Genomic DNA, 24,840 nt, shown 5'->3' on the forward strand with positions numbered 1-24,840 from the left:
GGTAAATGAAACCATAGAGCCCTACCATCATGACATCAAGATGTTGTGATGATAGGGCATTTTGTTGTATATGGCATTAATCAAGTCCATTTAGGAACGAATGAGCCGAGCTATGGTTTTGTTTACTATAATCGCTCGGTGACATTTGTAAGTATTTTTTAAAGTGATAACTAAACATTTTATATTCTGAAAAGCCAACCTGATCTGCAATTTCGTAATGCTTGTAATGTTGATTTAATAGTCGAATAGATTGCATAATACGATAACGATTTAAATAATCGACAATCGTAATACCGACGTGCTCTTTAAATGTGCGCATCGCGTATGATTCACTCACATCAATCGTCTGGATTAAATCAACGACTGTGACTTTTGATTGATAGTGTTGCTTAATTTGATGGATGATTTGATTGACGTAATAGTCGTCGTATTCAATTCTTAACAAAGGTTTAAAAGCTTCGTGACAAGGCGATTCACAGTAATCAACATAGGCTTGTTGTTTGAATAATGTCTCCACTAAATGCCCTAATATAGCCTCCAATTGATCATGATCGACAGGTTTTAATAAATAATCTAAAACGTGATGTTGGATGCCTGCTTTCATGTATTCGAAGTCATCATAGCTTGATAAAATAATGACGTTACAGCTAAGATTTTGAATATCATTAAGCAAGTCTACGCCATTTTTTCGTGGCATACGTATATCAGTAATGACTAATTCTGGTTGATGTTGACGAATAAGGGATAATGCTTCAACCCCATCTTTAGCTGTATAGACAGTGTCAAAATGATAATCTCCCCATGGAATCATCTGTTTCAAACCTTCTCTGATAATCCGCTCATCGTCACAAATGACAACTTTAAACATCTGTCTCCCTCCTTAAAAGTGGTATTCGGTAACATATTAATGTCCCCTTATTTTGTTTGGAAAAGATGTGAAGACGTGCTTGTTTCCCGTATTGAATGATAACTCTATTGTGTAAATGGTTTAAGCCGAGATGATCAGTATCAAAAACATCAGCATAAAGCGATTGACGTACATCTTGTAATCGTGAGTCTGATATACCGATACCATTATCACAAACTAAAACATGCAAGGCATGACTTGTTAGCGTCAGGCGAATGGTGATTGATAAAGTGTCAGTATCTCTGCCATGTTTGATTGCATTTTCAATGAGAGGTTGGATCATCATTTTACCAATGACTTGATGTTGAGCTGCCTCAGAACCATCAATTTGGAGTTGAATCATATCGTCAAAACGTATATTTTGAATGGCGACGTATTGTTTAACGTAATTGAGCTCTTCTGATAGTTTGACTGTATGCGATCTTGTGCGTAATGAATAACGTAACATTCGAGATAATTGTTGAACGACTGTTTGTGCCACTTGAGGTGACAACGGAATCAAGTATTGTATGGTTTGCATGGTATTAAATAAAAAATGAGGTTGGAATTGACGTTCAATTTCTTTTAATTGTATATTACGTAATCGCCGCTCGGTGTGTTCAATCGATTGGATAAGTTTTTCATTTGATTCGAACAAATCATAAATATAGTGATTAATCTCCTCTAATTCACTGTTGTTTTTTAATGGTGTATAAGCGTCGAGATGTCGATTTTTAGCGTAGTATATTTTTTGAATAATGGTTTCAATATCGCTGGTTTGGCGCTTAGCCATATTATCTGCACTGATAAATCCAAAAATGACAAGCAATACTAACACAATCCCCATGATTATGAATAAAGTAATACCGTCCTCAATAGTTTCGTGAATATCTTTATAAATAATAAGGTGATGGGCGCTATCATTTAACTTTGCAGACTCATACATAAAGCCAAACTGTGGCGGGGCGTACTTGTCGCCGATAGAGAAGCGATCATCATTGGTATATAAAATATTGTCGTATGAATCAACAATAAGTGCGAACTGTCGATTTTCTTTAATATCATTTAAACGAGGAGCATCTGCCATATAAAACCTAAGTGTATAGGTGCCATTTTTAAATTTAAGGTGTTGTTCAGAAAATAAATACATTGTTTGCGTGTTGAGTTGTTCATAATTGTTTGTGATAGACCGGCTAGGGCCAGATAATTCGTAATAAAGTGTTGTCGGTTGTTCATGTACTAATTTTAGTAACGCACGTTTTGTAGATGTGATATCTCGATAACGTGTTAAATCGTCTTGATTAAATTGGTGTTGATGCTGTGTGATAAATGATTGAATCTGTTTTTCAGTACGCTTGATTTCAATCTGACTGTCGTAAACATGTTGATGAATGGTATGGTGCTCAATCCATATATATATGGCATAAAAACTTACTAATCCAATGACAATGACTAAAAAGACTGGATAAATAGTAGATGCAAATAATGAGCGTCGTAATCGATGTCTGTATGGCTTGTAGGTTGTCATTGAATCATCTCCAAAAATTCATGATGTGGAATGTTCGGTAATTCAGATTTAGGGATTACAGAAATGTGCTTAAGACTTGCAATAGACTGATCCGTTTGTTCAGTAACATCTTTACGAATAGATTTGGCATCAATGTCTGCAACCAGCCTTTGTTGTACAGGACGACTGATTAAATAGTGTACCAATTTTTCACGCTTAGGATGTGGGTGTTCATTGTTTACTAATGCGATGCCATCTACATTTAACATCGTGCCTTCAGTAGGGTAAATGATAGACACTGGATAGCCCTTATTCTTCCATGTACGTGCGTCTTGTTCGTAGCTCAGACCTGCGTAATATTGACCCGTAGCAACACGACTAATGACTTGAGACGTCTCAGGTAATTGTATAGCATGATTTTGGAAATGGTGAACATCCTTTACCTCTTGCTGCATGCTATATATTGCGCGCATATGTTGATAGCCTGTCGTCGTGGTATTTGGATTTGAATACACAACACGATCTTTCAGTGCAGGTTGCAACAAATCCTTATAACCTCGAATGGCAATATCCCCTTGTAAATCTTTATTCACAACGATAACAGTCGGCATTAATATAAAACTCGTCACCAACTTATTCGTAGAGCGATAGTCATCAAGCTGTTGGGATGCCGCACGATCTTGATAAGGTACAAAGTCTTCAGGATGTTCAATCGTTTCAGATAGCACACCTCCCATAAAGATATCACCGCGATCGGAGCGTTTTTCCTTATGTAGCCTGGAAAGTAACACTTGTGTAGAATCGCGTTTAACCTCTATTTTGACATTTTCTTGTTTTTCAAACTCATTTAAAATCGGACGGATTAAATGAGTTGGATAAGGAGAATACACCGTTAATACATCTGATTGCTTTGTCGACTCATGCGTATTTGAACATGCTACTGAGAAAGCAAGAAAGAAAAACAAAATATACATTTTAAATTTCATAATATCCCATCAATTCTGTGAATGTTTTAATTACAATCATTTTAGCAATAAAAAAGGCGTAAGTAATGTGAAAGTATAAGTAATTGAATATTGTTTTAAAAGCGTCATTATACACTTTTGGATACAGAAAAGCGTGTTAGATAGTTTGTTAGAAATTCTATATATATATATATAAATCTTCTATTAAACTATTAAATATTCTTTCCTATTTATTAACTGTTTATTAATTATTTAAAACCCATCTAGTTTTTTTGAGTTTACTAATATATAATTTTCCAAGATATAAAACTTCATTAATAGGAGGCTACAACATTGAATGTGAAAAATTACAAGAGAAAACTAGCGTTGGGGCTTGCATCAACTACAGTAGCTTTAATGCTAGGGTTAAATGGACAAGCTGATGCAGCTGAAGAAAATAGCAAAGTAGAGAAACCTACACTTGCTCAAATGAATCAATCTTTAGAAAATCGTTATGCGGATTCATGGGAAGAAGCAGCTAATGAATACTTGCTTCAGCAAAGTATCGACACACCAACAGCAGAAGAAGGTAAAGCAGAAGAAGATGCGCATGCAGATGCATGGGACAAAGCAGCACAAGAAAACGAAATCAAGCAAAGTATCGACACCCCAACAGCAGAAGAAGGTAAGGCAGAAGAAGATGCGCATGCAGATGCATGGGACAAAGCAGCACAAGAAAACGAAATTAAGCAAAGCATTGACACACCAACAGCAGAAGAAGGTAAGGCAGAAGAAGATGCACATGCAGATGCATGGGACAAAGCAGCACAAGAAAACGAAATCAAGCAAAACATCGACACACCAACAGTAGAAGAAAGTAAAGCAGAAGAAGATGCGCATGCAAAACAAGCAGAAGAGTTAATCAAGCAACAAATGAATCAATTACCTTCTGTTGAAAAGGAAGAAATGAAAGAAGATGCAACGACTCAAGTAGGTCAGGCGCAAGAAGAAATTAAAGTAGAACAAGAAGATACTAATGCAGAAATCACTGCTAATGATTACTCATATTTAAAGTCTATCTATACAGATATTAGAGATACAGTGATATCACACTATAAAGATCTGGAAAAATCGATAACTGAAACTACAAATGTCATCAAAAGCAAATATAACTATATTAAGCAATCTATTGAAACAGCGAGAAGTGCTTATCATTTCTATCAAAATACTAGCCCTGCTTTGATTGATAGTGTAGTTAATATTTTAGGTGGAAAAACATTGAAAAATGTAAATATTGATACGTCATTTAAAGCGCCTCAATCACCTAAAACAGTAGAAGAATATATTAAATATCCATTTGACTACATATACGCATTAGGAAACCAAGCTTATAAAATAACTGAAAAGAAATATAACCAAACGTACAATACCTTACAAACTGCACAAACGTTATACGATCTTTATAAAAAGAATCCAAAAACTGTAGAAGCTTTTGTAAAAACGAAAGAATTGGCTTCTTCAATTATTAATTGGTTTTCTTGGAAATAATAAAAAAGGAGAAAATAATTATGAAAAAAAATGAACTTTTATTAACAAGTGCAATACTTATGGGGACGTTAGCTTATGCGCCTTCTTCTGTGTTTGCAGAAACTGTAAACAATTCAAATCAAGTTACAGCTGCTGAAGAAGCTAAAGCCATCGAGGATGCGCATGCAGATGCGTGGGAAGAATATGTAAATGAACAAAATGCAAAGCAAAACATCGACACACCAACAGCAGATGATGCAAAAGCAGAAGAAGATGCACATGCGGATGCATGGGAAAAAGCAGCGCAAGAAAATGATGTAAAACAAAACATTGACACGCCAACAGCAGATGATGCAAAAGCAGAAGAAGATGCACATGCGGACGCATGGGAAAAAGCAGCACAAGAAAATGATGTAAAACAAAACATCGATACACCAACAGCAGATGATGCAAAAGCAGAAGAAGATGCACATGCGGACGCATGGGAAAAAGCAGCACAAGAAAATGATGTAAAACAAAACATCGATACACCAACAGCAGATGATGCAAAAGCAGAAGAAGATGCACATGCAGATGCATGGGAAAAAGCAGCACAAGAGAGCATGAATAAAGAGGAAGCAATGAAAGGCGATGCAACTCAAGAGAGCATGAATAAAGAGGAAGCAATGAAAAACGGTGCAACTCAAGAGAGCATGAATAAAGAAGAAGTAATGAAAGGCAATACTACTCAAAAAAGTATGAACCAAGCAGATACTCATACTACACGCGCTCAAACTTTACCAGAAACGGGCCAAACGCATAACTCTGGTTTATTTGGTGGTATTTTCTTAGCGATTGGTTTAAGTCTATTAGTTTTATCAAGACGTTTAAATCAAAGATAGTATCAACTTTTGATAGTCATTTAACTAAATTTTAGTATATAGAAATAATGCTATCTGTACTCAATTTAAATTCAAAAAGATTTTCAGGAATGGAGCACTCCATTCCTTTTTTTATAGTTTTCTATTAGTTTGGAGTATAGATCTGTTGTACATTTTATTCGTGCATAAACAAATTCATAACAAGTCATTATAAAATTATATGAATTTTTTAGTTTAATTTTTTATATAAGGAATACAGTTTTAAAGAATCATCATTCATCTATATTTATCTTTAAAAGTGAAACTATTTAGTATTAGCACAACACTAATAGTTTATGATTTATAAATTTAACCGAATTTTTAATGTATTAATTAAAATATAATACTATCTTTTAGTTAGTCCATTTTTTCTTAACAAACTTAAACCTCCCCTCACAATCTTACTATAATGTTAACTTCAGTTTAATATAATCCTGTTAAAATATTATTGTGAACATTTATATAATAATGGGAGGTTTTTTTATGAAATTAGCTAAAAGTAAGTCTGTTGTATTGGGTATTGTAATGAGCTTCATATTTACAGTTACAGTGCCTAATGCTGCTATAGCAAGTGGTTATGAAAGTGGCGGAACAACTCACAATGATTCATCACAAGATAACCAAAAGCAGATACAGTTACGCGACAAAAAGCCTGAAGTAGCAGAAATCAAGAAGAAGAATAACCCTAACCGTGTTATTGCAAATATTAATGGTAATACGAAATCAGAGATGGGTTTTAGTTGGTATACAACTGATAAATTTGATGATTCGAAAGTGTGGGTATCTGAATCTAAAGACTTTAAAAACGCCAAATCTTTTAAAGCGACACCTAAAAAAGTCATTTCTAAATACCTTGAGAGAGACAAAGAGGGACATATTATTTATAAAGACATAGAAAAAGATGATGAAGGAAATCCTGTGAAAAAAGATGGAAAGCCGAAAGTAAATGGTTATTATACTGACGAGAATGCAGAAGGACCAGAATGGACAAGTGGGGATAAACATGGTGAATCTGAATTATTAAAAGAAACGGAGTATACATATAAAGCAAAAGCTAAAAATCTAAAGCCAAACACGCAATATTACTACAAAGTGGGTAGTGAAAAAGGTAATAAGAGTGAAGTGGGTCAATTCAAAACAGCAGGAGACAAAGGGGATCCGTTTAACTTTGTTCAATATACTGATACACAAAATGCCTATTGGAATGAAAATGTAAGAAATGAAGCAACATTTGCTGCGGATACATTAAAAAATGCTATTAACACAGTGGGACAACCTCATTTTGTGTTACATACAGGTGATTTTGTAGAAACAGCTGAAGTTGAAGATGAGTGGGTAGATTTGTATGAACAATCACGACCATCATTTATGTCATTACCACTAGTGGCAGTATCTGGTAATCATGATGAGTATGCCTTGAATGAAGATGACGACAAATTATTGGATGCATTTAACAATCATGTGAATGTGCCTAAAGCGAATGATGCTGTGAATGGTGGTTCATACTATTCGTTTGATTATAATAATGCACATATGGTTGTTGCTAACACGAATGATAATAAAAAATCTAAAGATAATCCGGATGAAAAAGCATTAGGTCAAGAACAATTAAAATGGATTAAAAAAGATATTGAAAAGGCTCGTAAAAAAGGAGCTAAATGGGTAATTCTAAGCTTGCACAAGCCAATGTACTCTAAATCTTACCACGCTTTATCAGATAAAGATGTTAAAAAGGTAAGAGACGAATTAACAAAGATGATAGATGATTTAGATGTTGACCTCGTTTTACAAGGGCATGATCATGTTTTATCACGTACGCATCCTCTAGAACATACGTCGACGAAAAATAGCTTTGTCAATGCCAAAAAAGAAGAGGCAAAACAATTTGTAGGATCTGATAATGTCACATACTATGATAATCCAAAAGGTTCTGTCTATGTATTACCTAATACAGGAGGCACAAAAGAATATGATAGTATTTATGACCGTTCATTAGAACATATCAAAAAAGTGAGACCTGAGTTAGGTTGGTTAGACCAGGAAAAATTAAATCATTATAATAGTTTATTTAAAATAGGTATGCAACCTCAACAAACAAGTGCATTTAATGACAAACATGAAAATAACAGGGATTCATCAAATCAAAACTTCTCAGTTTATGAAGTAGAAGGAAATAAACTTAAGGTCAAAATATATCAATTAAGTGGTGATTTTACTAAAGGAGAACCACGTCAGGTTACACTAGTAGATGAATTTGGTATTAGCAAAAAGTAAGCCAAATCCCTAATGGATTGAATGTGTCAATATTGAATCGGTTAAATCGATTAGTCTGATTTAAAGAAGGGGTAGAATATGTAATGAAGAGACATATGAAAACGATAGTATTTTCAATGGTCTGCTTGCTGTTACTTACGATTTTTGGCTATGAATATATAGTAGCGGATAATGGAATGATTGATAAAACACCAGCACTTGCAAATACTCCAAAAGCATCAAACTTTTCTGATAAAGAGAAAGAAACAATAAAAGAAGATATACTAAATTATTTATCAACAAATGCTAAAGAAGAGGGAAGGACAGTCTCAAATCGCTATTTTGGTACGAGTAGTATTTCGAATGGTGATTGGTACGCTATGACGGATAAAGGCGATATTCAGCTCAATAGAACTGGGAAGTCAAGAGCTCAAGATTTTGATTTTCATGTGCTAACAGGTGCAGTAGTCTATACTTCAAATCAAAAAATAACAGGCTTTGATAAAACAGCTACTTCTTTATCTAATATTGAAGGATATAGTAAGATAGCAGATTTAAAGCAGCCCGTTACAAAGTATATTTTTACTGAAGAAGGACAAGTTTACGAATATACATTTAAAAATGAGCCAGGTGTAACCCTCTCTTCTGGATTCGCACCAAAAGATTACAATGATAAAGATCCCAACTTAGCGCCTAATGAGCAATTTACACTTACACACAATAAAGAATTAAGTCGTTATTATCAAAAGTTAATAGATAAATAACTTCTTTATCGAAAAAATTCGAGTAGAATCTAAAAGCTTCACAAAATGTGAGAAATCATTTTGTGAAGCTTTGTAATGTGTTTAGAAATCAGTATCGTAGTTATATATTGTAAGTATTCAATAAGACTTAGATAGAATCAGTTACTTATCTCTGTATAATGCATTCAAGATTTTGTTTTGATATTTATGTTTAATGATAAAGTATAATAAGACTTCGATTATAAAATAAAGTGAACTGCAATAGATTGCAATTTTGAAATAAGAAGACAAAGTAAATTGGTTAAGGTATATCACAATAAACCAAGTTGTGATTAAAGCAATCAAGAATGGCAATACAAAAATCCATTTAATCGTACTTGCAAGAGCACTTTTAATTGCTTTTTTGGATAAACCTAATTTAATCATCGTTTGATATTTTTTAATTTCTGTTTCTGCAGAAGTGTATAATCTCGAGTACGTAATACTTGCAATACCGATTAAAAATGAGATACATAAAACACTACCTACATAGGCAATGATGCCACGTTGAAGTTTTTCTTCGGTGTAGTACCAGTATGCTGAAGATAGCGAATCATCTTGACCATTGATATTGAGTTTATCTTTCAACGCTTCATCGTTGTATGACTTCCAATTTTTGATGTTGAATGCAAAGAATCTATCACTGTCTAAATCATGAGTCAGTTCTTGATATTTTTCATCAGAAACGACAGTCACATTTGTGAAATATCCTGATAATGCAATAGTATGAGAAGTTGCCCCTTTGTTATGAGAGACACCTAGTTTTTTTAAGTCTTGTTCTAAAAGTGGCCCCATTGTTGGCATGTTTTTCCCATCTGTTCCAACCATATAATAATCTTTTTTCTTTAAGTTGATAGGTTTTCTGTTCAGAAACTCTGCAATCTTATTATACGTTGCGTTTGATAGGACTACATCTCTATCAGGTGTTGCTAATTTTAAATAGTTAACTTGTAAAGATTTAAAGCCGTCTTCTTTACTTAGTATTGTTTCAATTTTATGAGCTTGACTTACATCATCAACATTTTTATTGAATGCACTGTACATATGAGAATAAGGCAAGATTTTATAGGTTGTCTTTTCTACATTTTTAGGAGCACCGATAATGTAGATTAATGAAGTTAATATGACTGTAAATAGTGTCATTGAAATCGTCATGGTTTTTAAATTTGTATGATTATTATACTTAAAGTTACTTATTTTAATGAGATTTACACCTTTAAACATTTTCTGAGTATATTTCATAATAAATTCATAAATAATAAATATGACATTGAATGTAAAGTAACTCATTAAAACAAAAGCGATTAAATACACCGGATACATCAAAAGTGAATCATTGTGTCGATTATAAATAAGTATAGGTATGATGATTATAACGGCAACAGTCATAATTAAGATATAGCTTTTTTCGGCTTCATCTTCTTTCTTTAACAAACTAATAATCTTTTTCTTTCTCAAAATAATAGGGGCAATGATTGAAATTGAGAGAAACAAGCCTCCCATTAATAATATAGTGTAAATGATTGCTTTCATAGGGAAGTAAAAGTAAAGTTGTAGATCACCAATCACTATTTCAGCAATCATCAGAAAAAACTTCGAAAAAACAAGGCCGATGATGATGCCACATCCAATTGCGCAGAGCGATATCAGTCCATTTTCATAAAAAATCAATCTTTTGAATTGTGTATTGCTTGATCCGATAATATTTAGAATAGCAAACTGTCTACTCCTTTGTTTTAAGAAGTTGGTGACTGAATAGAGAATAAAGACAAACGAAAAAATGAGTGATACAATCAGTCCTAAGTTAAGGACGATACCGATTGTACTGTCTTTATCAACAACTTGAAGTGCTGGATGAAAAGATAAATTCGTAAAAACAAAAAATACAAAAACAGAAAACGCACAACTAACAAAATGAAAAAAATAGGTTTTAAAGTCACGACTGATATTTTTAAATGCGAAATTAAACAGATTCAATCTCATCACCTCCGAGCAGTGTCATTGTATTTAAAATATGTTGTTTATATGTTGAATCATCTGCTCGTTTGATAATTTCTTGATAAATATTGCCATCTTTAATGATATATGTTCGATCAGAATAAGAGGCGATGTTGGGGTCATGTGTCACCATAATAATGGTCACATGAAAGGTGTCATTCAGTTTATTAAATAATTTCATTACATCGTTTGCTGATTTTGAGTCTAAGTTACCAGTAGGCTCATCTGCGAGTAAAATGGATGGCGAATTAATGACAGCTCTTGCAATAGCTGCTCTTTGGGCTTGTCCACCTGAAACTTCATAAGTGCGTTTATCTAAAATATGTTGTATGCCTAAAAGAGAACTAATCTCATCTCTTTTTTGCATCATTGTTTTAAAATCAATACCTTCCAATGTGAGAGGGAGTATTATGTTTTCGCCAATCGTGAGAGTATTGATTAAGTTAAATTGTTGAAATACAAATCCAAGTTCTTTACGTCTGAATTCAGACAGCTGTGCATCATTCATAATATGAGGGTTAACGCCATTAATTTCCACAGTGCCATTTGTTGGTGCATCAATGGTTGAAATAGTATTTAAAAATGTACTTTTACCGCTTCCACTAGGCCCCATAATCGCAATAAAGTCACCTTTTTCGACTTCCATATTAATATCGTCTAAAGCTGTGAAGGACACCTGGCCTTTATAAGTTTTTTCTAGATGAGATACTTTTAATATCATAACGTACGCTCCTTATCGATTGTAGAATTAATCTTTAAATTTATTGAGAAGTAATATGCTTTACAGGATTACTTTAACAATAGAAGTATTAACAAAAAATCCGATAACATTACACAACCTTACAGATTTGTAACATTATCGGATAATGTAGACGTTTACGTTAAAAAATAAAAGGGAGCTGTAAACTAAATGATTAAAAACAGCATAGTTTAGAATACAATATAAACTGTAGTCCCTTTGTCTAATTGAGAATGTACAGTGATGTCATGACCTAGATATTCCGTAATCGTGCGTGCCATATATAAGCCGATACCACTAGAGTCTGCATTGTTTCGACCATTCATACCGACGTAAAATAATTCAAAGATTTTTTTGAGTTCAGCTTCGTGAATACCGATTCCCTCATCGATAATACATAGTACTGAATTCCCTTCCTTATCATGGTGTGTAATCTTGACCGATTGCCCATTGTGACTGTACTTAATAGCATTAGTGAGCAACTGATGAATCACTAACTTCAGCCACTTTGGATCAGAATAGACATGAATATCTTCATCAATTTCAAGCTTAGGATAAATCTGAAAGGAGATAAAATAATCTTTTAAGTTATTAATACATTCTTTGCATATTGTATTCAAATTTACTTTTTCAGCAATAAAGTCACTTTTAAAATCTTCCAACTTATAAATAGTTAACATTTGATTTAGATGATATTGAATCGTATTAAGGTTATCATCTACCATTTTAAAATCAGCCTCATCAATTCGATTTTCAGCCATTAATTTTAAAACGGAAACGGGTGTTTTCATTTGATGAACAAATCGATATATTAAGACTTTTTGTAGTTGTTTTTCTTTTTGATATTGAATTTTTTGCTGTCCATTGGAATGGATCAATCGATCAATCATCACATTAAACTGTTTTTCATAATGTCCGCGTGCATCATGAATGAAGTAATCATTTAAATGATCACTACTTAACAAGAGTTTTTCATAAACACGTCCTCTGTAATAAAGACGTATGATGACATAGATAAATAAAACAAATGCCGTCAAAAAACTAAAATAAAGATACTCTTTGAACCATATGCCTTTGATGAAAAAAAGTGTGCCGAAGAAAAATATTTGAATCAAAAAGGTCACGAAAAAAAGTGGCAAATAATCTAATATAAAAAGAGTTAAAAAATGTTTATGGGTTCTCATAAGTAATTTTATATCCTATGCTTCTTATTGTGACTACTTGTAATTTTGAACCAATGTCTTTCAACTTTTTTCGTACGCGACTCACTGTAACATTCAGCGTATTTTCTTCAACAAATAAATCATTATCCCAAATCTTAGATAATATTTTTTCACGACTGACAGAATTAGGAAAAGAATCAAATAAAGTATGGATTAATAATGACTCGTTTTTAGATAAATCTACTTGATTTTGACCACATTTCAAGGTAAATCTTAATTGATTAAATGAACAATCACCACATTTGATTATTGAATGATTATTGGCATAATCTCCATAGTTTCGGCGTATTTGAGAATTTACTTTAGCTAAAAGCAAATCATAAGAGAAAGGTTTTGTAATATAGTCGTCACCGCCACTCATCATCGCTCTGACTTGATCTGATTCTTCTGATCTTGCTGACATAAACATAATAGGTATAAAAGTTGTTTTTCGAATTTCTTGACACCAGTAAAATCCATCATAAAAAGGAATATTGATATCCATTAATATAAGGTCAGGCTGTGACTCTTTAATAGCGACATCAATCTCTTTAAAATCTTCACAAATCATGACATCATAATCATATTTAGCAAGATAAGACGCTACTAATTGTGCTAACTGTGCATCGTCTTCAATCATAAAAATTTTATAGCTCATCACCATTCCTCCTTGATCAATACAGTGACTTTTTTCATACTTGCATCTTTTTAATGATTACTTTAATTATAATATAGCTTCTTTAATTTTTAATATCGTACTTTATACTGATTTGGGATTGGTATAATAAAGAAAATGAGTAAACTCAATGATGTAGCCTTAATAAGAGTATCTAAGTTGTGTAAAAGTATTGAAACAAAGTCAGTTACTCAGCTGTATTAATACCTCGCTCGTCTTATTTTAATATGAGAGTTGTTCACTTATGTGGATATATAATTACAATTGTGATTAAGTTTAAAGTCTTTTATCAGGTTTATACATGGGGAATTTCGTTGTAGGTGCATGATCATTAATAGTAACTTAAGACATATCTAATTGTTTAATAAGGCTTTTAATAAAAGAATGTGCTGAATAATTGTTGTACTGTTTGCGTAACCAAATATCTAATGTATATTATGTGTAGCAATCGTATGATACAAAATAGATGAATATTCTTAATAACATTGATAGATGGTTGAGGTATTCACATTTTTTTGAGGACGTCTAATGACAAGTGGGCTAGTTTTATAAATATAGACTTAAATGATACTTTTAATGAGTCTTACTTTTAAGGACATTTTCCTGATAAACCGATTTTTCCTGGAGTGTTATTAATTGAGTGTGCAGCACAATCGGCTGTTATTCTGTATATTTTAGATGAGCTATTATTACAAGATGATAAACATAAAATTTCAGAAGAAATGTTACATGACTTGATTGATAATAAATTAAAGTATAAAGTTGGGTATTTAGCTAATATAAAAGACGTAAAATTTTTAAAAATTGTAAGGCCGGGAGATGTTTTGACAATTTATGTTAAAAATAAATTATCGTCGAATTTCATAAGTGAAATAGAATTTAAGATTACGACACATGGTGAAAAAGTCTGTACTGGAAGGATGGCAGTAACTAAAAATGTTGATTAACCTAGAAAATGTATCTCACAGTTTTAATGCACAAACGATATTAAAGAACATAAACTTGAAATTAGAAAGTGGATGTTTTTATGGATTGCTTGGACCTAATGGATCTGGAAAAACAACTTTAATAAAAATACTTACACAACAAATACAGCAAACAAAAGGCAGTGTCACATGGACTGGTGGAAATGGAGAATTATTAAATACAGCTCAAATTAACAAATTAATTGGGGTAGTACATCAAGAGAGTGTTTTAGATCAGAATCTTACTGTAAAAGAGAATTTATTGTCTAGAGGTGGGCTGTATGGATTAAAGAAAAAATATATATTAAGTAAGATAGATGAATTAGATCGAGAATTTAAGATAAATGAACTAATGAAAAAAAGATATGGAACTTTATCTGGAGGCCAAAAAAGAAGGATTGATATTGTCAAAGTATTACTTAATAGTCCTAAAGTTTTAATTTTAGATGAACCTACAACAGGAATAGATGTTCAAATGAGGGCAGATTTATGGGAATCCATTCATAACATTAGAAAACAGCAAGGTTTAACAGTAATATTAGTGACTCACTATTTAGAAGAAATGAAGTCAATTGATTATTTAATTACGTTAATTAAAGGAGAAAATCAATTTTTTGGTACTACCTTTGAGTTCATAAAAAAATATGGATACTCAGAGTTAAAACTTCATTTAAAAGATCAAAAACTTAAAATTAAGAACAAATTGCCCGATAAAAAAGGAAATTTAAGTTTTTTTAATAAGGATATAGATATGAAAATCAATATTTTAAATGAAGCTTATGAAAAAGGAGTATTAATTAACTTTGAGAATAAAACACCTAGTTTAGAACATTCATACTTGCAATTACTCAAAGAGGAGAAATCTAAATGATTAGTTTAGTAAAAAGGAATTTAATTTATAATGTTAGAGATAGGGTAGCTTTTATATTATCATTTTTAGCTGTTATTATTTTATTAATTATATATAAGGCTTTTTTAAGTAACTTTCAAATTGATGAATTAAAAAAGGCGGCACATAGTTCAAATATTTCGCAAGCAGGTATGGATATGATTAATCTATGGTTAGTCGCTGGCTTAATAATAGTTATCTCTGTTACTACTACATTGTCGGGGTTTGGAGTTATGGTAGAAGATAAGGAGAATAAAAAGATAAATGATTTTAGATTATCAAGTATATCATCATTTAAATTGATGATTTCTTATTATCTATCTTCATTCATACTAGGTATATTTATTTTATTGATAGCTTTTATATTAGGTGTTGCAATATTTGTGGGAATAGATGAAATAATCCATATTGATTTTATCAAATGGTTAAAAATTATAAGTATTCTTATATTATCCAATTTATTTGGAGTTAGTTTTGGTCTACTTTTGGCTAATGTACTATCTACTAGGAGTAGCTTTGCTACAGCATCAACAATAGTAGGTACTTTAATAGGGTTTTTAGCTGGAGTATATATTACTATAGGTAATCTTGGGGACATTATCTCTAAAGTTATTTTAATTTTACCAATGATTCATATAGCAGCACTATTAAAACAAATATTAATGAAAGATAGTATAAATGATTTTTTTGTAAATGTTCCAGATCATTATCAGGAAAATTATGAAAAAACGTATGGCATTTATTTATACTGGGATAATATTGAAATCTCTAATTTCACTAGTATATCAATAGTAATAGGTTGGATTTTACTTATGTTAATAATCAATGTTTTAATAATTACTGTTCAAAGAAGGAAGTAAACTATGAAAAGTAATGACGATGAAGCGTCAAAACATATAACCAGTAAAACAATTCACAATACTAAATCACTTTTAAAATAAATCCTAAATTGTCTACTATATCAATAAAAATCTTGAATATTCAATTTTGTATGTGTATTGAGGTCAAAGAAAGCATATCTAATCTGAAACGATTATCAATAAGAAGACAATTATTGTTTGGTATATAATAGAAATATAAATTGTAATATATTTCTTGATAATAGTGAAAAATAAATATAAATGAGGGGTTTTATGAGTATCTATCAAGTATATCTATTTTTTGTTACAGGTATCATTGTTGTAGGATTTATTTTGGGTTTTATCGTTTCCCTTATAACTAAGAAGAAACTGGTGGCAAATATTCAAAGACTTTGGGAGGATAAAAAGCCATCAGAAGAGTTTATACGTCCGAATGCAAGGTTTGATTATCAATTTAAGCTTCGTCGTGATAATCATACTGGGTCGCTTGTTGACGATAAAACGTGGTCGGATTTAAACTTTGATACAATATTTCATCGTAGTAATTTTAATTTCACTGCTATTGGAGAAATGAAATGGTACGCAACTTTAAGAAATATGTTTAGCATAAAAAATGATGAGCTGCTAGAGCGCTTTACAAATGAAGCAGATTTTAGGACTCAAGTTGCTTATCGTTTGGCATTAATAGGGAAGGTAACATATCCACTTTTTCCTGACCAGATTGCACCTATTAAGCGGAATAATCTATTTATGTTATGTCCATTTTTACCTTTAATTAGCATAGTAATTGCTTTTATAAATCCTTCAATAGGCATTTTATTCATTCTGTTATCTGTGCTATTCAATATAGGTTTATCTGCAATTTTGAAAAAGAGTTACAATCAAGATTTGATGTCATTGTTTTACTCTGCAAAAGTATTGAAACAGAGCCAGTTGTTAAGCCGAATTGAAGGAACACCTAAAATTGCTGTAGCGTTTCAGCATTTTAAAGGCTTAGGTTTTCTCGTTGGATTCCTTAGTAAGGCAGATAGTCAAAGTCTCGGTGGGGCGTTGATGATGCTTTTGAAACTAAGCTTGATGTTAGATTATTTTTTCTTTCATATCATTCAATCTACATATTATAAGTATCAAAACGAGTTATTAGAATGTTATGACTACATTAGTAATTTAGATAATCAATATACTTTAGCAATGTACAGACGAACCCTTGATACATATTGTGAACCAATAATTGTCGAAACTGAACAAAAGGTGGATTTTGAGAATTTAATCCATCCATTGTTAGAAGATGGCGTGCCAAACGCTTTAAATGTTAATCAAAACATTTTGCTGACTGGATCAAATGCATCAGGAAAATCGACATTTATGAAGGCAGTTGCAATTAATCTGATTCTTGCACAAACACTTAATATTGCTACAGCTGATAAGTTTATGTATAAGCCGGGATTGGTGTATTCATCTATGGTGAATGTAGATGACATATTGTCAGGAGATAGCTATTTTATGGCAGAGTTAAAATCCATTCGGCGCTTATTCAATCGGAGTGATGATAGCCCTGTATATTGCTTCATTGATGAAATCTTCAAAGGGACTAATACCACTGAACGTATTGCGGCTTCTGAGTCAGTGCTTGAGTATTTAAGTGAGCAAAAAGAGCATAGAATCATTGCAGCAACACATGATATTGAACTTTCAGAACGCCTAAAAAGAAGCTATGAAAATTATCATTTTAATGAATCTATAGAAGATTATCATATTTATTTTGATTACAAAATTAAAAAAGGGAAGGCCAATACACGAAACGCTATTGAGTTATTGCGTATCACTCAATTCCCATCAGAGATTTATCAACGTGCTAAGGAATATGTCAAAACTATTAATTAAGCTAATTCCCATCATTAAGAGGGCGGTCGTACTGACTGCCCTCTTAATGTATTACATCCCTTTTCGTTTGACTTGCCGAATAATAAAAACAGAGATTAATATGCTATGTATAATCGTTAACCCTTTGTAAATGAATGAACTGAACGAGACGAAAAAGATTGTAAGAACTACTTCAATAATGAATAGCACTATAATGAGTGCCAATAAGATGTGTTGAGATTTCGACATGTGTTTTGACACCTCTATCATTAGAATCTTATGTATGACATTAACATCAATTTTGAGTGTATGGTATGATTATTCCTCCATTGATATCATGTTCAAACCTAATTATCGAAAAACAGGCTGGGATATAAATATCTCGAAGTTTTCTTGTAATTAGATGATTCATTCAATGATACGAAAATGTATTTTTTTAAAGCACTTTAATGTAAAATTACACGTATATCACGTCGTATTGTTGGCGAGACGCCTGAGGGAATAGGATGAGCGTCGAGACCGCGGCTCGACCCATCCCCTAGGAAATGCGAGCCAAACAATACGCTTTTATTTTGAGGTTTATGACCCAGTCTGTTTTGAATCTTGTTTTTCTAACTTTTTGTCTTTATATATTTGATAGAATATGAAAACTGTAAAACCAATATTAAAGACAATCAGTAAGGTTAATGAAATCATAATATATTGCGAGTTTGAGCCGTTATCTGAAAATATGAGTGCAACAATATTTGGCAAACAGACGATGAATAAAACAACAATAAAAATTTTTTGTTTTAATAAGAAGCAAAGTAATGCAATAATGATGAATAGTAGTGACCCGAGTATGACACTTTGTGATTGGTTCAATGTAACAATATCATAAATTGGAAAGTGCCGTGCTAAATAGTGGCTAAGCACCATTAATCCAAAAATAAAAATACCACATAATGCCGAAAGAATATATGTTATTTTATTGTCGCCAAACTTTAAGATAATTTCACGCATGAGGTATAGTCCAACGACAATGGTTATAAAGAATATAAAAATGACATTGAGTATATAGCTCACTGTTAATGTATATGTAGGTGCAAAAAAATCAGGTAATGTAAAAACCACAATCATAAATACGATAAAGTACGTGATATATTTTGATATATGATTAAAAAAAGGCATATTTTTTGCAAATTGATCAGCGTAAACTTTAATGGGTGTGTCGATGATGTGACTGACATCGTCCTCGTTTTGTTCGGCTATTTCGAGATGATCTCTTAATTCATCTTCAATTTCTTCTATATCATTACTTTTTTTACCTCTAAATTGAAGTTCCACTCTCAATTTTGTTAAAAAGTCTTCGGACTGTTTACTTAACATTTGTATTCCCTCCAAATAGATTTGTCATACCTGTATTTAAGTACTGCCACTTGATTTTGAATTGTTCGAGTTCGTGTTGGCCACTTTCTGAGATTGTGTAATACTTACGCTTAGGTCCTCCGTTATCTGATTTGCGTATACTTGTATGTACATATCCCTTTTTATTGAGTCGTAATAATACTGGATATATACTGCCATCGCTAATTTCAGGAAATTGATATAATTTTAATTTTTCTACAATTTCATAGCCGTATGTTTCTCCTTGTGCGATAAGTCCAAGTATTGCGCCATCTAGAAGTCCTTTCATTATTTGATTAGATATAGACATGGCAATCACCTTTTGTTTAACTATCTTACTATATAAGATAGTGTATTAATTTTGTTTTGTCAACTATCTTTTATTATAAGATAGATAGAGCTGAGGATACAAACCCCAAAATAATAGCGTAGAGAATCATGATTGAATCATCTCTACGCTTTTCCTTTATCAATCATTCGTATTGTTTGGCTCGCATTTCCTAGGAGATGGGTCAGCCACGGTCTCGACGCTCATCCTATTCCCTCAGGCGTCTCGCCAACAATACGACGTGATATACGTGTAATGTTACATTAAAATACTTTTAAAAATATACACTTTCGTATCATTTAATTATAGAAAAACTTCGAGATTATGTCCTAGCCCGATATGATTATGAAAAATTGTGATATTTAAAAGATACATAAACTTTTCAAAAGTGTAATACAAAATTTAAAGCAATTGTGTTAATATTTTTAATAAATCATTAAGGAATGGGGATAAACAAAGTGAAGAAAGTTTTGGCAAGTTTATGCATTGTCATATTAGTGGCGTTGTTAGGCATATCGATTGTTTTTGCATATGGTAGCTACAAAGATTTAGAGCTTGCAAAGCAAAAAGAACGATTAATCGAGCGAAAAGAACATCAACAAGAGAAGAAGTTAGCTGAAGAAGAGGAAGCTAAGTATGTACCTGAAGTCGAACAAAGGAATCAAGATGTTTATATCGCAAATAGCGTTCCCCAAAAGCAAGCCGCAAATGTGCCTCAAAATCATCAAAGTTCTCTGGACGAAAGGCGTACAGAAGAACAACAAGTGCCTTCAGATGAAAGTGACGAAAATATTGAACTAGACAGTGAAGCGGAAACGACGCCAGTTGCTGAAGGGGATGCGTATACAGATAGTCATGGTGATGGTTTTGCTGAAACAATGAATGGTAGATCAATTGGGGAGGAACGACCATTTGTAGGAGAAGACCCACGTCAGTCTAACATTGGAATAGAAACTTTGAGTCAAGAGGGTGAATAGGGTATGAGGCAATTGTTGAATATATTGACGGCTATATTCATTTTAGCCATTATAGTCTCAGTTGGATTCACAATATATTATAAACATCAAGAAGTAGAAATAGAAAAAGCTAAAATTCAAGCACAATTGGACAGACTTCAAAAACATGAAAAAATATAGTGCAAGAAGATAGCGCAGAAAGATCCATATATCCCCCTTCATTAGAGTCTACAAATGATGTTGAATCATCACAAGATATGACAAATAGTAATAGACGTCCAGCAGCAGTGAATCGTGATAATGTGATGGATTATCTGACTACAGGAATTAACCAAAGTGAAGGGGGAGACGCCTCTTTAATTCAATTTCGAGAGCCGGAACAACAAGCAGATGGCTCATGGAGAATTGGTGCTAACAATAAAAGTGGTGTGGGGTCGCATACCTTTTTTGTTAGACAAGATGGAACGGTCGAGTTTTGGAATGGCATCATGACTGACAAAGAAGGCGAAGTATATGTAGAACTGCAGTAAATAATGGGTATAAGGGACTAACTATATGATTTTAATAAGATAAAAAAATAATAAAGAACCGCTACATTATTGTGAAAACTTTCACGATAATGTATAATCATTTTATTAAAACGAATGGGAGGTCCTTATTTTGACAAGACGACAAGTGTTTATATTGCTTTACGCTGGAGTTATAGGGGGATTGCTTTCTGGTATTGTGAAATTAGGTTGGGAAGTTATGTTTCCGCCACGTACACCAGAACGTAATGCGACAAACCCACCTCAAGAGTTATTACAACAATTAGGATTCAGTAGTGACTTTACACATCAAACCTATACTTTTTCAGATATGTCATTGCCTTGGGTTAGTTTTATTGTCCATTTTAGCTTTTCGATTGTAATAGCGATTATTTATTGTTTTCTAGTTAAAAAGTATGCATACATGGCTATGGGACAAGGTGCGGTTTTTGGTATTGCTGTTTGGATATTATTTCACCTCATCATTATGCCAATTACACATACAGTGCCAGCTATTTGGGATCAGCCTTTCCATGAACACCTTTCTGAATTATTTGGGCATATCGTTTGGATGATTACAATTGATTATGTTCGACAGCTCTTTATTTATCGCTACCAATTGGATTAAACATAAAGCATCTTTCATGTGCGTGTTTTTCACGATATACATGAGAGATGTTTTTTAGTTTAAAGTGGTATATTTCGAGAGTGGCCAATTTATGTTTAGAATACGGTTCTTCTATATGATGGTTTCCAAATTTCTACTTCAAATTTTTTATTTAAATTCATCTTCTTAATTGATAGATCCAGCAATGTCATGGAAAGTTTTAGTAATCTCTTCGCCGAACTTCAAAAGGAAATGCAACTTGTAAAATGACTGCCCTCATCTTCATTCCTACTTTATTAACCTCAACTATTATTAAGTATTTAAATGAAAGACATCAAACAAAGCACATTAGTAAGTACATCTAGAACATAACAATGCTTGCAGCCGTTTCACATGAAACAGTGTGGATGAATATCTATGAAAAATCATTATTTTAGCAAATTGATTTGTAGTATATTGTAAAAAAACAAGTAAATTTAATCTATAAAATTTGGTTTTCACCAGCTATTTTATTGTGCAAATGCACAATTTATTTTTTATACCGAGCTAAAATAACAAGAGAAGAAAGCGCTTTAATATTTGCTGTTCTAGGATTTATGAATGAACCAATGAATGAAAATATTTAATTAACAGTAATCCGGTAGTTTGTTTATATATACAATAATATAAAAATGTTTATAATTAGAAATTACGAATGATATGGAGGGAATGTAATGGCAAGACAAAATAAATCAAAAAATAGTCGCTTAGATTTTTTACCTAATCGAGCGAACAAATACGCTATCCGTCGATTTACTGTAGGAACAGCGTCAATTTTAATTGGATCAATTTTATTTTTAGGTACAAATCAAAATGAAGCGAAGGCTGCCGAAGCTTCAAGTACGAGCGACCAAGTTGGTGCGACAGCAGGACAAGGTGAAGCATCAACAAATAATGCAGTGGAAACAGGTACAGGGGAAGTACCAGAAAACAATACAGAAGAAGCAACGAAACAAAGTGCAGGGGAAGCACCTGAAAGTAATACGGAAGAAGTAAAAGAACCAGTTGAAGAGCAAACATCTGTTAATAATATAGAAGAAACAGAGCCAGTTGTAAGTGAAACACCAAAAAATAATACAGGAGAAGTGGCGAAACCAAGTGCACAAGAAACATCAGAGAATAGCCCACAAGAAAACGTAGCACCAAGTACAGACAATAACACACCACAACCTGTCAATGCTCAAAGTGAGAGAACTGCTTTGCGTACGGCCGATGCAGTACCAGCTGCAGCGCCATCGGGTGAACTTGTGAACAGTAAGATTAAGGTAAACGACTTTAATTTTGATAATAAACCGATTAACCCGAATAGAAGTGGTTTTACTAATTTAAGTACTACTTTTAATGTCGAAGGAACAGTAAGAGAAGGAGATTACTTTACATTTGTATTACCTCAAAATTTAACAGGAGATGGGGATGTCGATTATTCAAATTTAAATAATACAATGACGCTTCCTGATTTGTTAAATGCTAACGGTGAAGTGGTAGCTAAAGGTTCTTACAATACTGAGAATAAAACAGGAACATATACTTTTACTGATTATGTCAATAATAAAAATAATGTATCTGGGCAATTTAAATTGCCAATCTTTACAGACCGTAAGAATACACCGTATAGTGGTACGTATCCATTAGATTTTGACATCGCTGGAAAGCATTATCAATCTGAAATTAAAATTGATTACGGTAGTCCAGCTCAAGGTATGCCTGGAACAAATGGTGCTAATATCACATCATTTATCACTGAAATTGATATGAACTCAGGGAAAAATGAATATAAACAGTCTATCTATGTTAATCCAAAGGGAAATAGTTTATACAATACTTTAGTCAAAATACAAGGCTATCATGATGATCCAACTAAAAGTAGTACAACTATAAACTTAAAAGATACAAAATTAAAGATTTATGAAGTTGTAGATAATTCTAAAATCACTGACAGTTATTATGTTGATCCAACTAACGCTAATTATAAAGATGTTACTGACAGTTTTGCAGGACGTATCAGAACGAATGGTGATAATGCGTTATTGATTGACTTTGGTGATATTAATAAAACGTACATCATTACTGTTGATGGTAAGTATGATAATAGTAAAAATAACCTAAAAACAAGAGTAAGTGAAGTAAACACTGATGCATATGGAAGAAATACGAATGGTTATTACTGGGATAATGAAAATTACCTAGAGCAAGGTTCTGGAACAGCTGATGGTGAAGAAGGTGATGCGGATGCTGACGCGGATGCCGATGCGGATGCCGATGCAGATGCCGACGCTGATGCTGATGCGGATGCTGACGCCGACGCCGACGCTGATGCGGATGCTGACGCGGATGCGGATGCTGATGCGGATGCTGACGCTGATGCGGATGCAGACGCTGATGCGGATGCCGATGCGGATGCCGACGCCGACGCGGATGCCGATGCGGATGCCGACGCCGACGCGGATGCCGATGCGGATGCGGATGCTGACGCCGACGCGGATGCCGATGCGGATGCTGACGCCGATGCGGATGCTGACGCTGATGCAGATGCAGATGCCGACGCCGATGCGGATGCGGATGCGGATGCTGATGCCGACGCCGATGCAGATGCTGACGCCGACGCGGATGCGGATGCCGATGCGGATGCGGACGCTGATGCGGATGCGGACGCTGATGCAGATGCCGACGCCGATGCCGACGCAGATGCAGATGCAGATGCCGATGCAGATGCCGATGCAGATGCAGATGCCGATGCAGATGCAGATGCAGATGCCGATGCGGATGCGGACGCGGACGCTGATGCGGATGCAGATGCAGACAAAGCATTGCCTGATACAGGTGGAAATGCAGGTAAAAATACGACATTATTTGGTGCGTTATTTGCGGGATTAGGTTCATTGTTACTCGTGGGACGCAGAAAACGTCGTAAAGAATAATAAAATTTAATCAGTAAAGTATGTTAGCTGATTCTAGTTAATAGAAAAACAGTAGGAGTTAAGATTGGAGGCCTTCAATGGTTTTCCAA

At 33.2% G+C, this 24,840-nt stretch carries 21 protein-coding genes; 12 read left to right on the forward strand and 9 right to left on the reverse strand.

Features of this window, described 5'->3' with window-relative positions; all coding sequences use genetic code 11:
- Positions 1-76 precede the first annotated feature (76 nt).
- From C7J90_RS03210 to C7J90_RS03220, 3 genes are read right to left on the reverse strand one after another with little or no spacing between them, the layout of a single operon-like run.
- Positions 77-868, reverse strand: coding sequence for a response regulator transcription factor HptR (locus C7J90_RS03210; protein WP_103210301.1), 792 nt, complete (start codon positions 866-868; stop codon positions 77-79).
- Positions 861-2,414, reverse strand: a complete 1,554-nt coding sequence (locus tag C7J90_RS03215; protein ID WP_103210298.1) for a hexose phosphate transport sensor histidine kinase HptS — start codon at positions 2,412-2,414, stop codon at positions 861-863. The genes C7J90_RS03210 and C7J90_RS03215 overlap by 8 nt, the downstream gene beginning before the upstream one ends.
- Positions 2,411-3,379: a hexose phosphate-binding lipoprotein HptA gene (locus tag C7J90_RS03220; protein WP_103210296.1), complete on the reverse strand. Its 969-nt coding sequence runs from the start codon at positions 3,377-3,379 to the stop codon at positions 2,411-2,413. Before C7J90_RS03220 ends, C7J90_RS03215 begins: the two co-directional genes overlap by 4 nt.
- 312 nt (positions 3,380-3,691) lie before the next feature.
- On the opposite strand from C7J90_RS03220, the gene C7J90_RS03225 reads away from it, so the two are divergent.
- From C7J90_RS03225 to C7J90_RS03240, 4 genes are all read left to right on the forward strand, one after another.
- Positions 3,692-4,885 (forward strand): hypothetical protein, encoded by a 1,194-nt coding sequence (locus tag C7J90_RS03225; RefSeq protein WP_103210294.1) that lies wholly within the window; start codon positions 3,692-3,694, stop codon positions 4,883-4,885.
- 20 nt (positions 4,886-4,905) lie between these two features.
- Positions 4,906-5,745, forward strand: coding sequence for an LPXTG cell wall anchor domain-containing protein (locus C7J90_RS03230; RefSeq protein WP_106465084.1), 840 nt, complete (start codon positions 4,906-4,908; stop codon positions 5,743-5,745).
- A 501-nt stretch (positions 5,746-6,246) separates the two neighbouring features.
- The gene (locus C7J90_RS03235) at positions 6,247-8,037 is read left to right on the forward strand and encodes a purple acid phosphatase family protein (RefSeq protein ID WP_103210568.1); all 1,791 of its coding nucleotides are present in this window, start codon (positions 6,247-6,249) and stop codon (positions 8,035-8,037) included.
- Between the two features lie 95 nt (positions 8,038-8,132).
- Complete coding sequence (locus C7J90_RS03240; RefSeq protein ID WP_244905082.1) at positions 8,133-8,780, forward strand: hypothetical protein; 648 nt, start codon at positions 8,133-8,135, stop codon at positions 8,778-8,780.
- 141 nt (positions 8,781-8,921) lie between these two features.
- Here C7J90_RS03240 and C7J90_RS03245 read toward each other — a convergent pair whose 3' ends face one another.
- The 4 genes from C7J90_RS03245 to C7J90_RS03260 form a co-directional block, all read right to left on the reverse strand.
- Positions 8,922-10,775, reverse strand: a complete 1,854-nt coding sequence (locus C7J90_RS03245) for an FtsX-like permease family protein (protein WP_103210565.1) — start codon at positions 10,773-10,775, stop codon at positions 8,922-8,924.
- Positions 10,762-11,517 (reverse strand): ABC transporter ATP-binding protein, encoded by a 756-nt coding sequence (locus C7J90_RS03250; protein WP_103210563.1) that lies wholly within the window; start codon positions 11,515-11,517, stop codon positions 10,762-10,764. The genes C7J90_RS03245 and C7J90_RS03250 overlap by 14 nt, the downstream gene beginning before the upstream one ends.
- Before the next feature lie 209 nt (positions 11,518-11,726).
- Complete coding sequence (locus C7J90_RS03255; protein WP_232618901.1) at positions 11,727-12,572, reverse strand: sensor histidine kinase; 846 nt, start codon at positions 12,570-12,572, stop codon at positions 11,727-11,729.
- Between the two features lie 133 nt (positions 12,573-12,705).
- Complete coding sequence (locus C7J90_RS03260) at positions 12,706-13,395, reverse strand: response regulator transcription factor (protein ID WP_103210560.1); 690 nt, start codon at positions 13,393-13,395, stop codon at positions 12,706-12,708.
- A 644-nt stretch (positions 13,396-14,039) separates the two neighbouring features.
- On the opposite strand from C7J90_RS03260, the gene C7J90_RS03265 reads away from it, so the two are divergent.
- From C7J90_RS03265 to C7J90_RS03280, 4 genes are all read left to right on the forward strand, one after another.
- Positions 14,040-14,360: a hotdog family protein gene (locus tag C7J90_RS03265; RefSeq protein WP_174688354.1), complete on the forward strand. Its 321-nt coding sequence runs from the start codon at positions 14,040-14,042 to the stop codon at positions 14,358-14,360.
- Positions 14,350-15,249: an ABC transporter ATP-binding protein gene (locus C7J90_RS03270; protein ID WP_106465085.1), complete on the forward strand. Its 900-nt coding sequence runs from the start codon at positions 14,350-14,352 to the stop codon at positions 15,247-15,249. Before C7J90_RS03265 ends, C7J90_RS03270 begins: the two co-directional genes overlap by 11 nt.
- Complete coding sequence (locus tag C7J90_RS03275) at positions 15,246-16,127, forward strand: ABC transporter permease (protein ID WP_106465086.1); 882 nt, start codon at positions 15,246-15,248, stop codon at positions 16,125-16,127. Before C7J90_RS03270 ends, C7J90_RS03275 begins: the two co-directional genes overlap by 4 nt.
- Before the next feature lie 273 nt (positions 16,128-16,400).
- The gene (locus C7J90_RS03280) at positions 16,401-18,011 is read left to right on the forward strand and encodes a MutS-related protein (RefSeq protein ID WP_103210379.1); all 1,611 of its coding nucleotides are present in this window, start codon (positions 16,401-16,403) and stop codon (positions 18,009-18,011) included.
- A gap of 558 nt (positions 18,012-18,569) precedes the next feature.
- Here C7J90_RS03280 and C7J90_RS03290 read toward each other — a convergent pair.
- Together C7J90_RS03290 and C7J90_RS03295 are read right to left on the reverse strand one after the other, a co-directional pair.
- Entirely contained in the window at positions 18,570-19,358 is a 789-nt protein-coding gene (locus C7J90_RS03290; RefSeq protein ID WP_103208354.1) for a hypothetical protein, read from the reverse strand.
- Positions 19,348-19,686 carry a PadR family transcriptional regulator gene (locus C7J90_RS03295; protein WP_103208356.1) on the reverse strand — a complete coding sequence of 113 codons (339 nt, stop codon included), beginning with the start codon at positions 19,684-19,686 and terminating at the stop codon, positions 19,348-19,350. Before C7J90_RS03295 ends, C7J90_RS03290 begins: the two co-directional genes overlap by 11 nt.
- A gap of 476 nt (positions 19,687-20,162) precedes the next feature.
- Between C7J90_RS03295 and C7J90_RS03300 the strand changes: the two genes are divergently transcribed.
- From C7J90_RS03300 to C7J90_RS12230, 4 genes are all read left to right on the forward strand, one after another.
- Entirely contained in the window at positions 20,163-20,681 is a 519-nt protein-coding gene (locus C7J90_RS03300; RefSeq protein WP_103208358.1) for a hypothetical protein, read from the forward strand.
- A gap of 158 nt (positions 20,682-20,839) precedes the next feature.
- On the forward strand, positions 20,840-21,190 hold the full coding sequence (locus C7J90_RS12135; RefSeq protein ID WP_232618899.1) for a hypothetical protein: 351 nt from the start codon (positions 20,840-20,842) through the stop codon (positions 21,188-21,190).
- Between the two features lie 145 nt (positions 21,191-21,335).
- On the forward strand, positions 21,336-21,815 hold the full coding sequence (locus C7J90_RS03310) for a YagU family protein (protein WP_103208411.1): 480 nt from the start codon (positions 21,336-21,338) through the stop codon (positions 21,813-21,815).
- 692 nt (positions 21,816-22,507) lie between these two features.
- Positions 22,508-24,751 carry a fibrinogen-binding adhesin SdrG C-terminal domain-containing protein gene (locus C7J90_RS12230; protein ID WP_103208360.1) on the forward strand — a complete coding sequence of 748 codons (2,244 nt, stop codon included), beginning with the start codon at positions 22,508-22,510 and terminating at the stop codon, positions 24,749-24,751.
- The last annotated feature ends 89 nt before the right edge of the window (positions 24,752-24,840 follow it).

This window comes from Staphylococcus felis (assembly GCF_003012915.1).
GTDB lineage: Bacteria > Bacillota > Bacilli > Staphylococcales > Staphylococcaceae > Staphylococcus > Staphylococcus felis.

Excerpts from the sequence above, each read along its gene's own strand:
- C7J90_RS03210 (WP_103210301.1), bottom strand. The coding sequence starts at position 868 with ATGTTTAAAGTTGTCATTTGTGACGATGAGCGGATTATCAGAGAAGGT.
- C7J90_RS03215 (WP_103210298.1), bottom strand. The coding sequence starts at position 2,414 with ATGACAACCTACAAGCCATACAGACATCGATTACGACGCTCATTATTT.
- C7J90_RS03220 (WP_103210296.1), bottom strand. The coding sequence starts at position 3,379 with ATGAAATTTAAAATGTATATTTTGTTTTTCTTTCTTGCTTTCTCAGTA.
- C7J90_RS03230 (WP_106465084.1), top strand. The coding sequence starts at position 4,906 with ATGAAAAAAAATGAACTTTTATTAACAAGTGCAATACTTATGGGGACG.
- C7J90_RS03235 (WP_103210568.1), top strand. The coding sequence starts at position 6,247 with ATGAAATTAGCTAAAAGTAAGTCTGTTGTATTGGGTATTGTAATGAGC.
- C7J90_RS03240 (WP_244905082.1), top strand. The coding sequence starts at position 8,133 with ATGAAAACGATAGTATTTTCAATGGTCTGCTTGCTGTTACTTACGATT.
- C7J90_RS03250 (WP_103210563.1), bottom strand. The coding sequence starts at position 11,517 with ATGATATTAAAAGTATCTCATCTAGAAAAAACTTATAAAGGCCAGGTG.
- C7J90_RS03260 (WP_103210560.1), bottom strand. The coding sequence starts at position 13,395 with ATGAGCTATAAAATTTTTATGATTGAAGACGATGCACAGTTAGCACAA.
- C7J90_RS03270 (WP_106465085.1), top strand. The coding sequence starts at position 14,350 with ATGTTGATTAACCTAGAAAATGTATCTCACAGTTTTAATGCACAAACG.
- C7J90_RS03275 (WP_106465086.1), top strand. The coding sequence starts at position 15,246 with ATGATTAGTTTAGTAAAAAGGAATTTAATTTATAATGTTAGAGATAGG.
- C7J90_RS03280 (WP_103210379.1), top strand. The coding sequence starts at position 16,401 with ATGAGTATCTATCAAGTATATCTATTTTTTGTTACAGGTATCATTGTT.
- C7J90_RS03290 (WP_103208354.1), bottom strand. The coding sequence starts at position 19,358 with ATGTTAAGTAAACAGTCCGAAGACTTTTTAACAAAATTGAGAGTGGAA.
- C7J90_RS03295 (WP_103208356.1), bottom strand. The coding sequence starts at position 19,686 with ATGTCTATATCTAATCAAATAATGAAAGGACTTCTAGATGGCGCAATA.
- C7J90_RS12230 (WP_103208360.1), top strand. The coding sequence starts at position 22,508 with ATGGCAAGACAAAATAAATCAAAAAATAGTCGCTTAGATTTTTTACCT.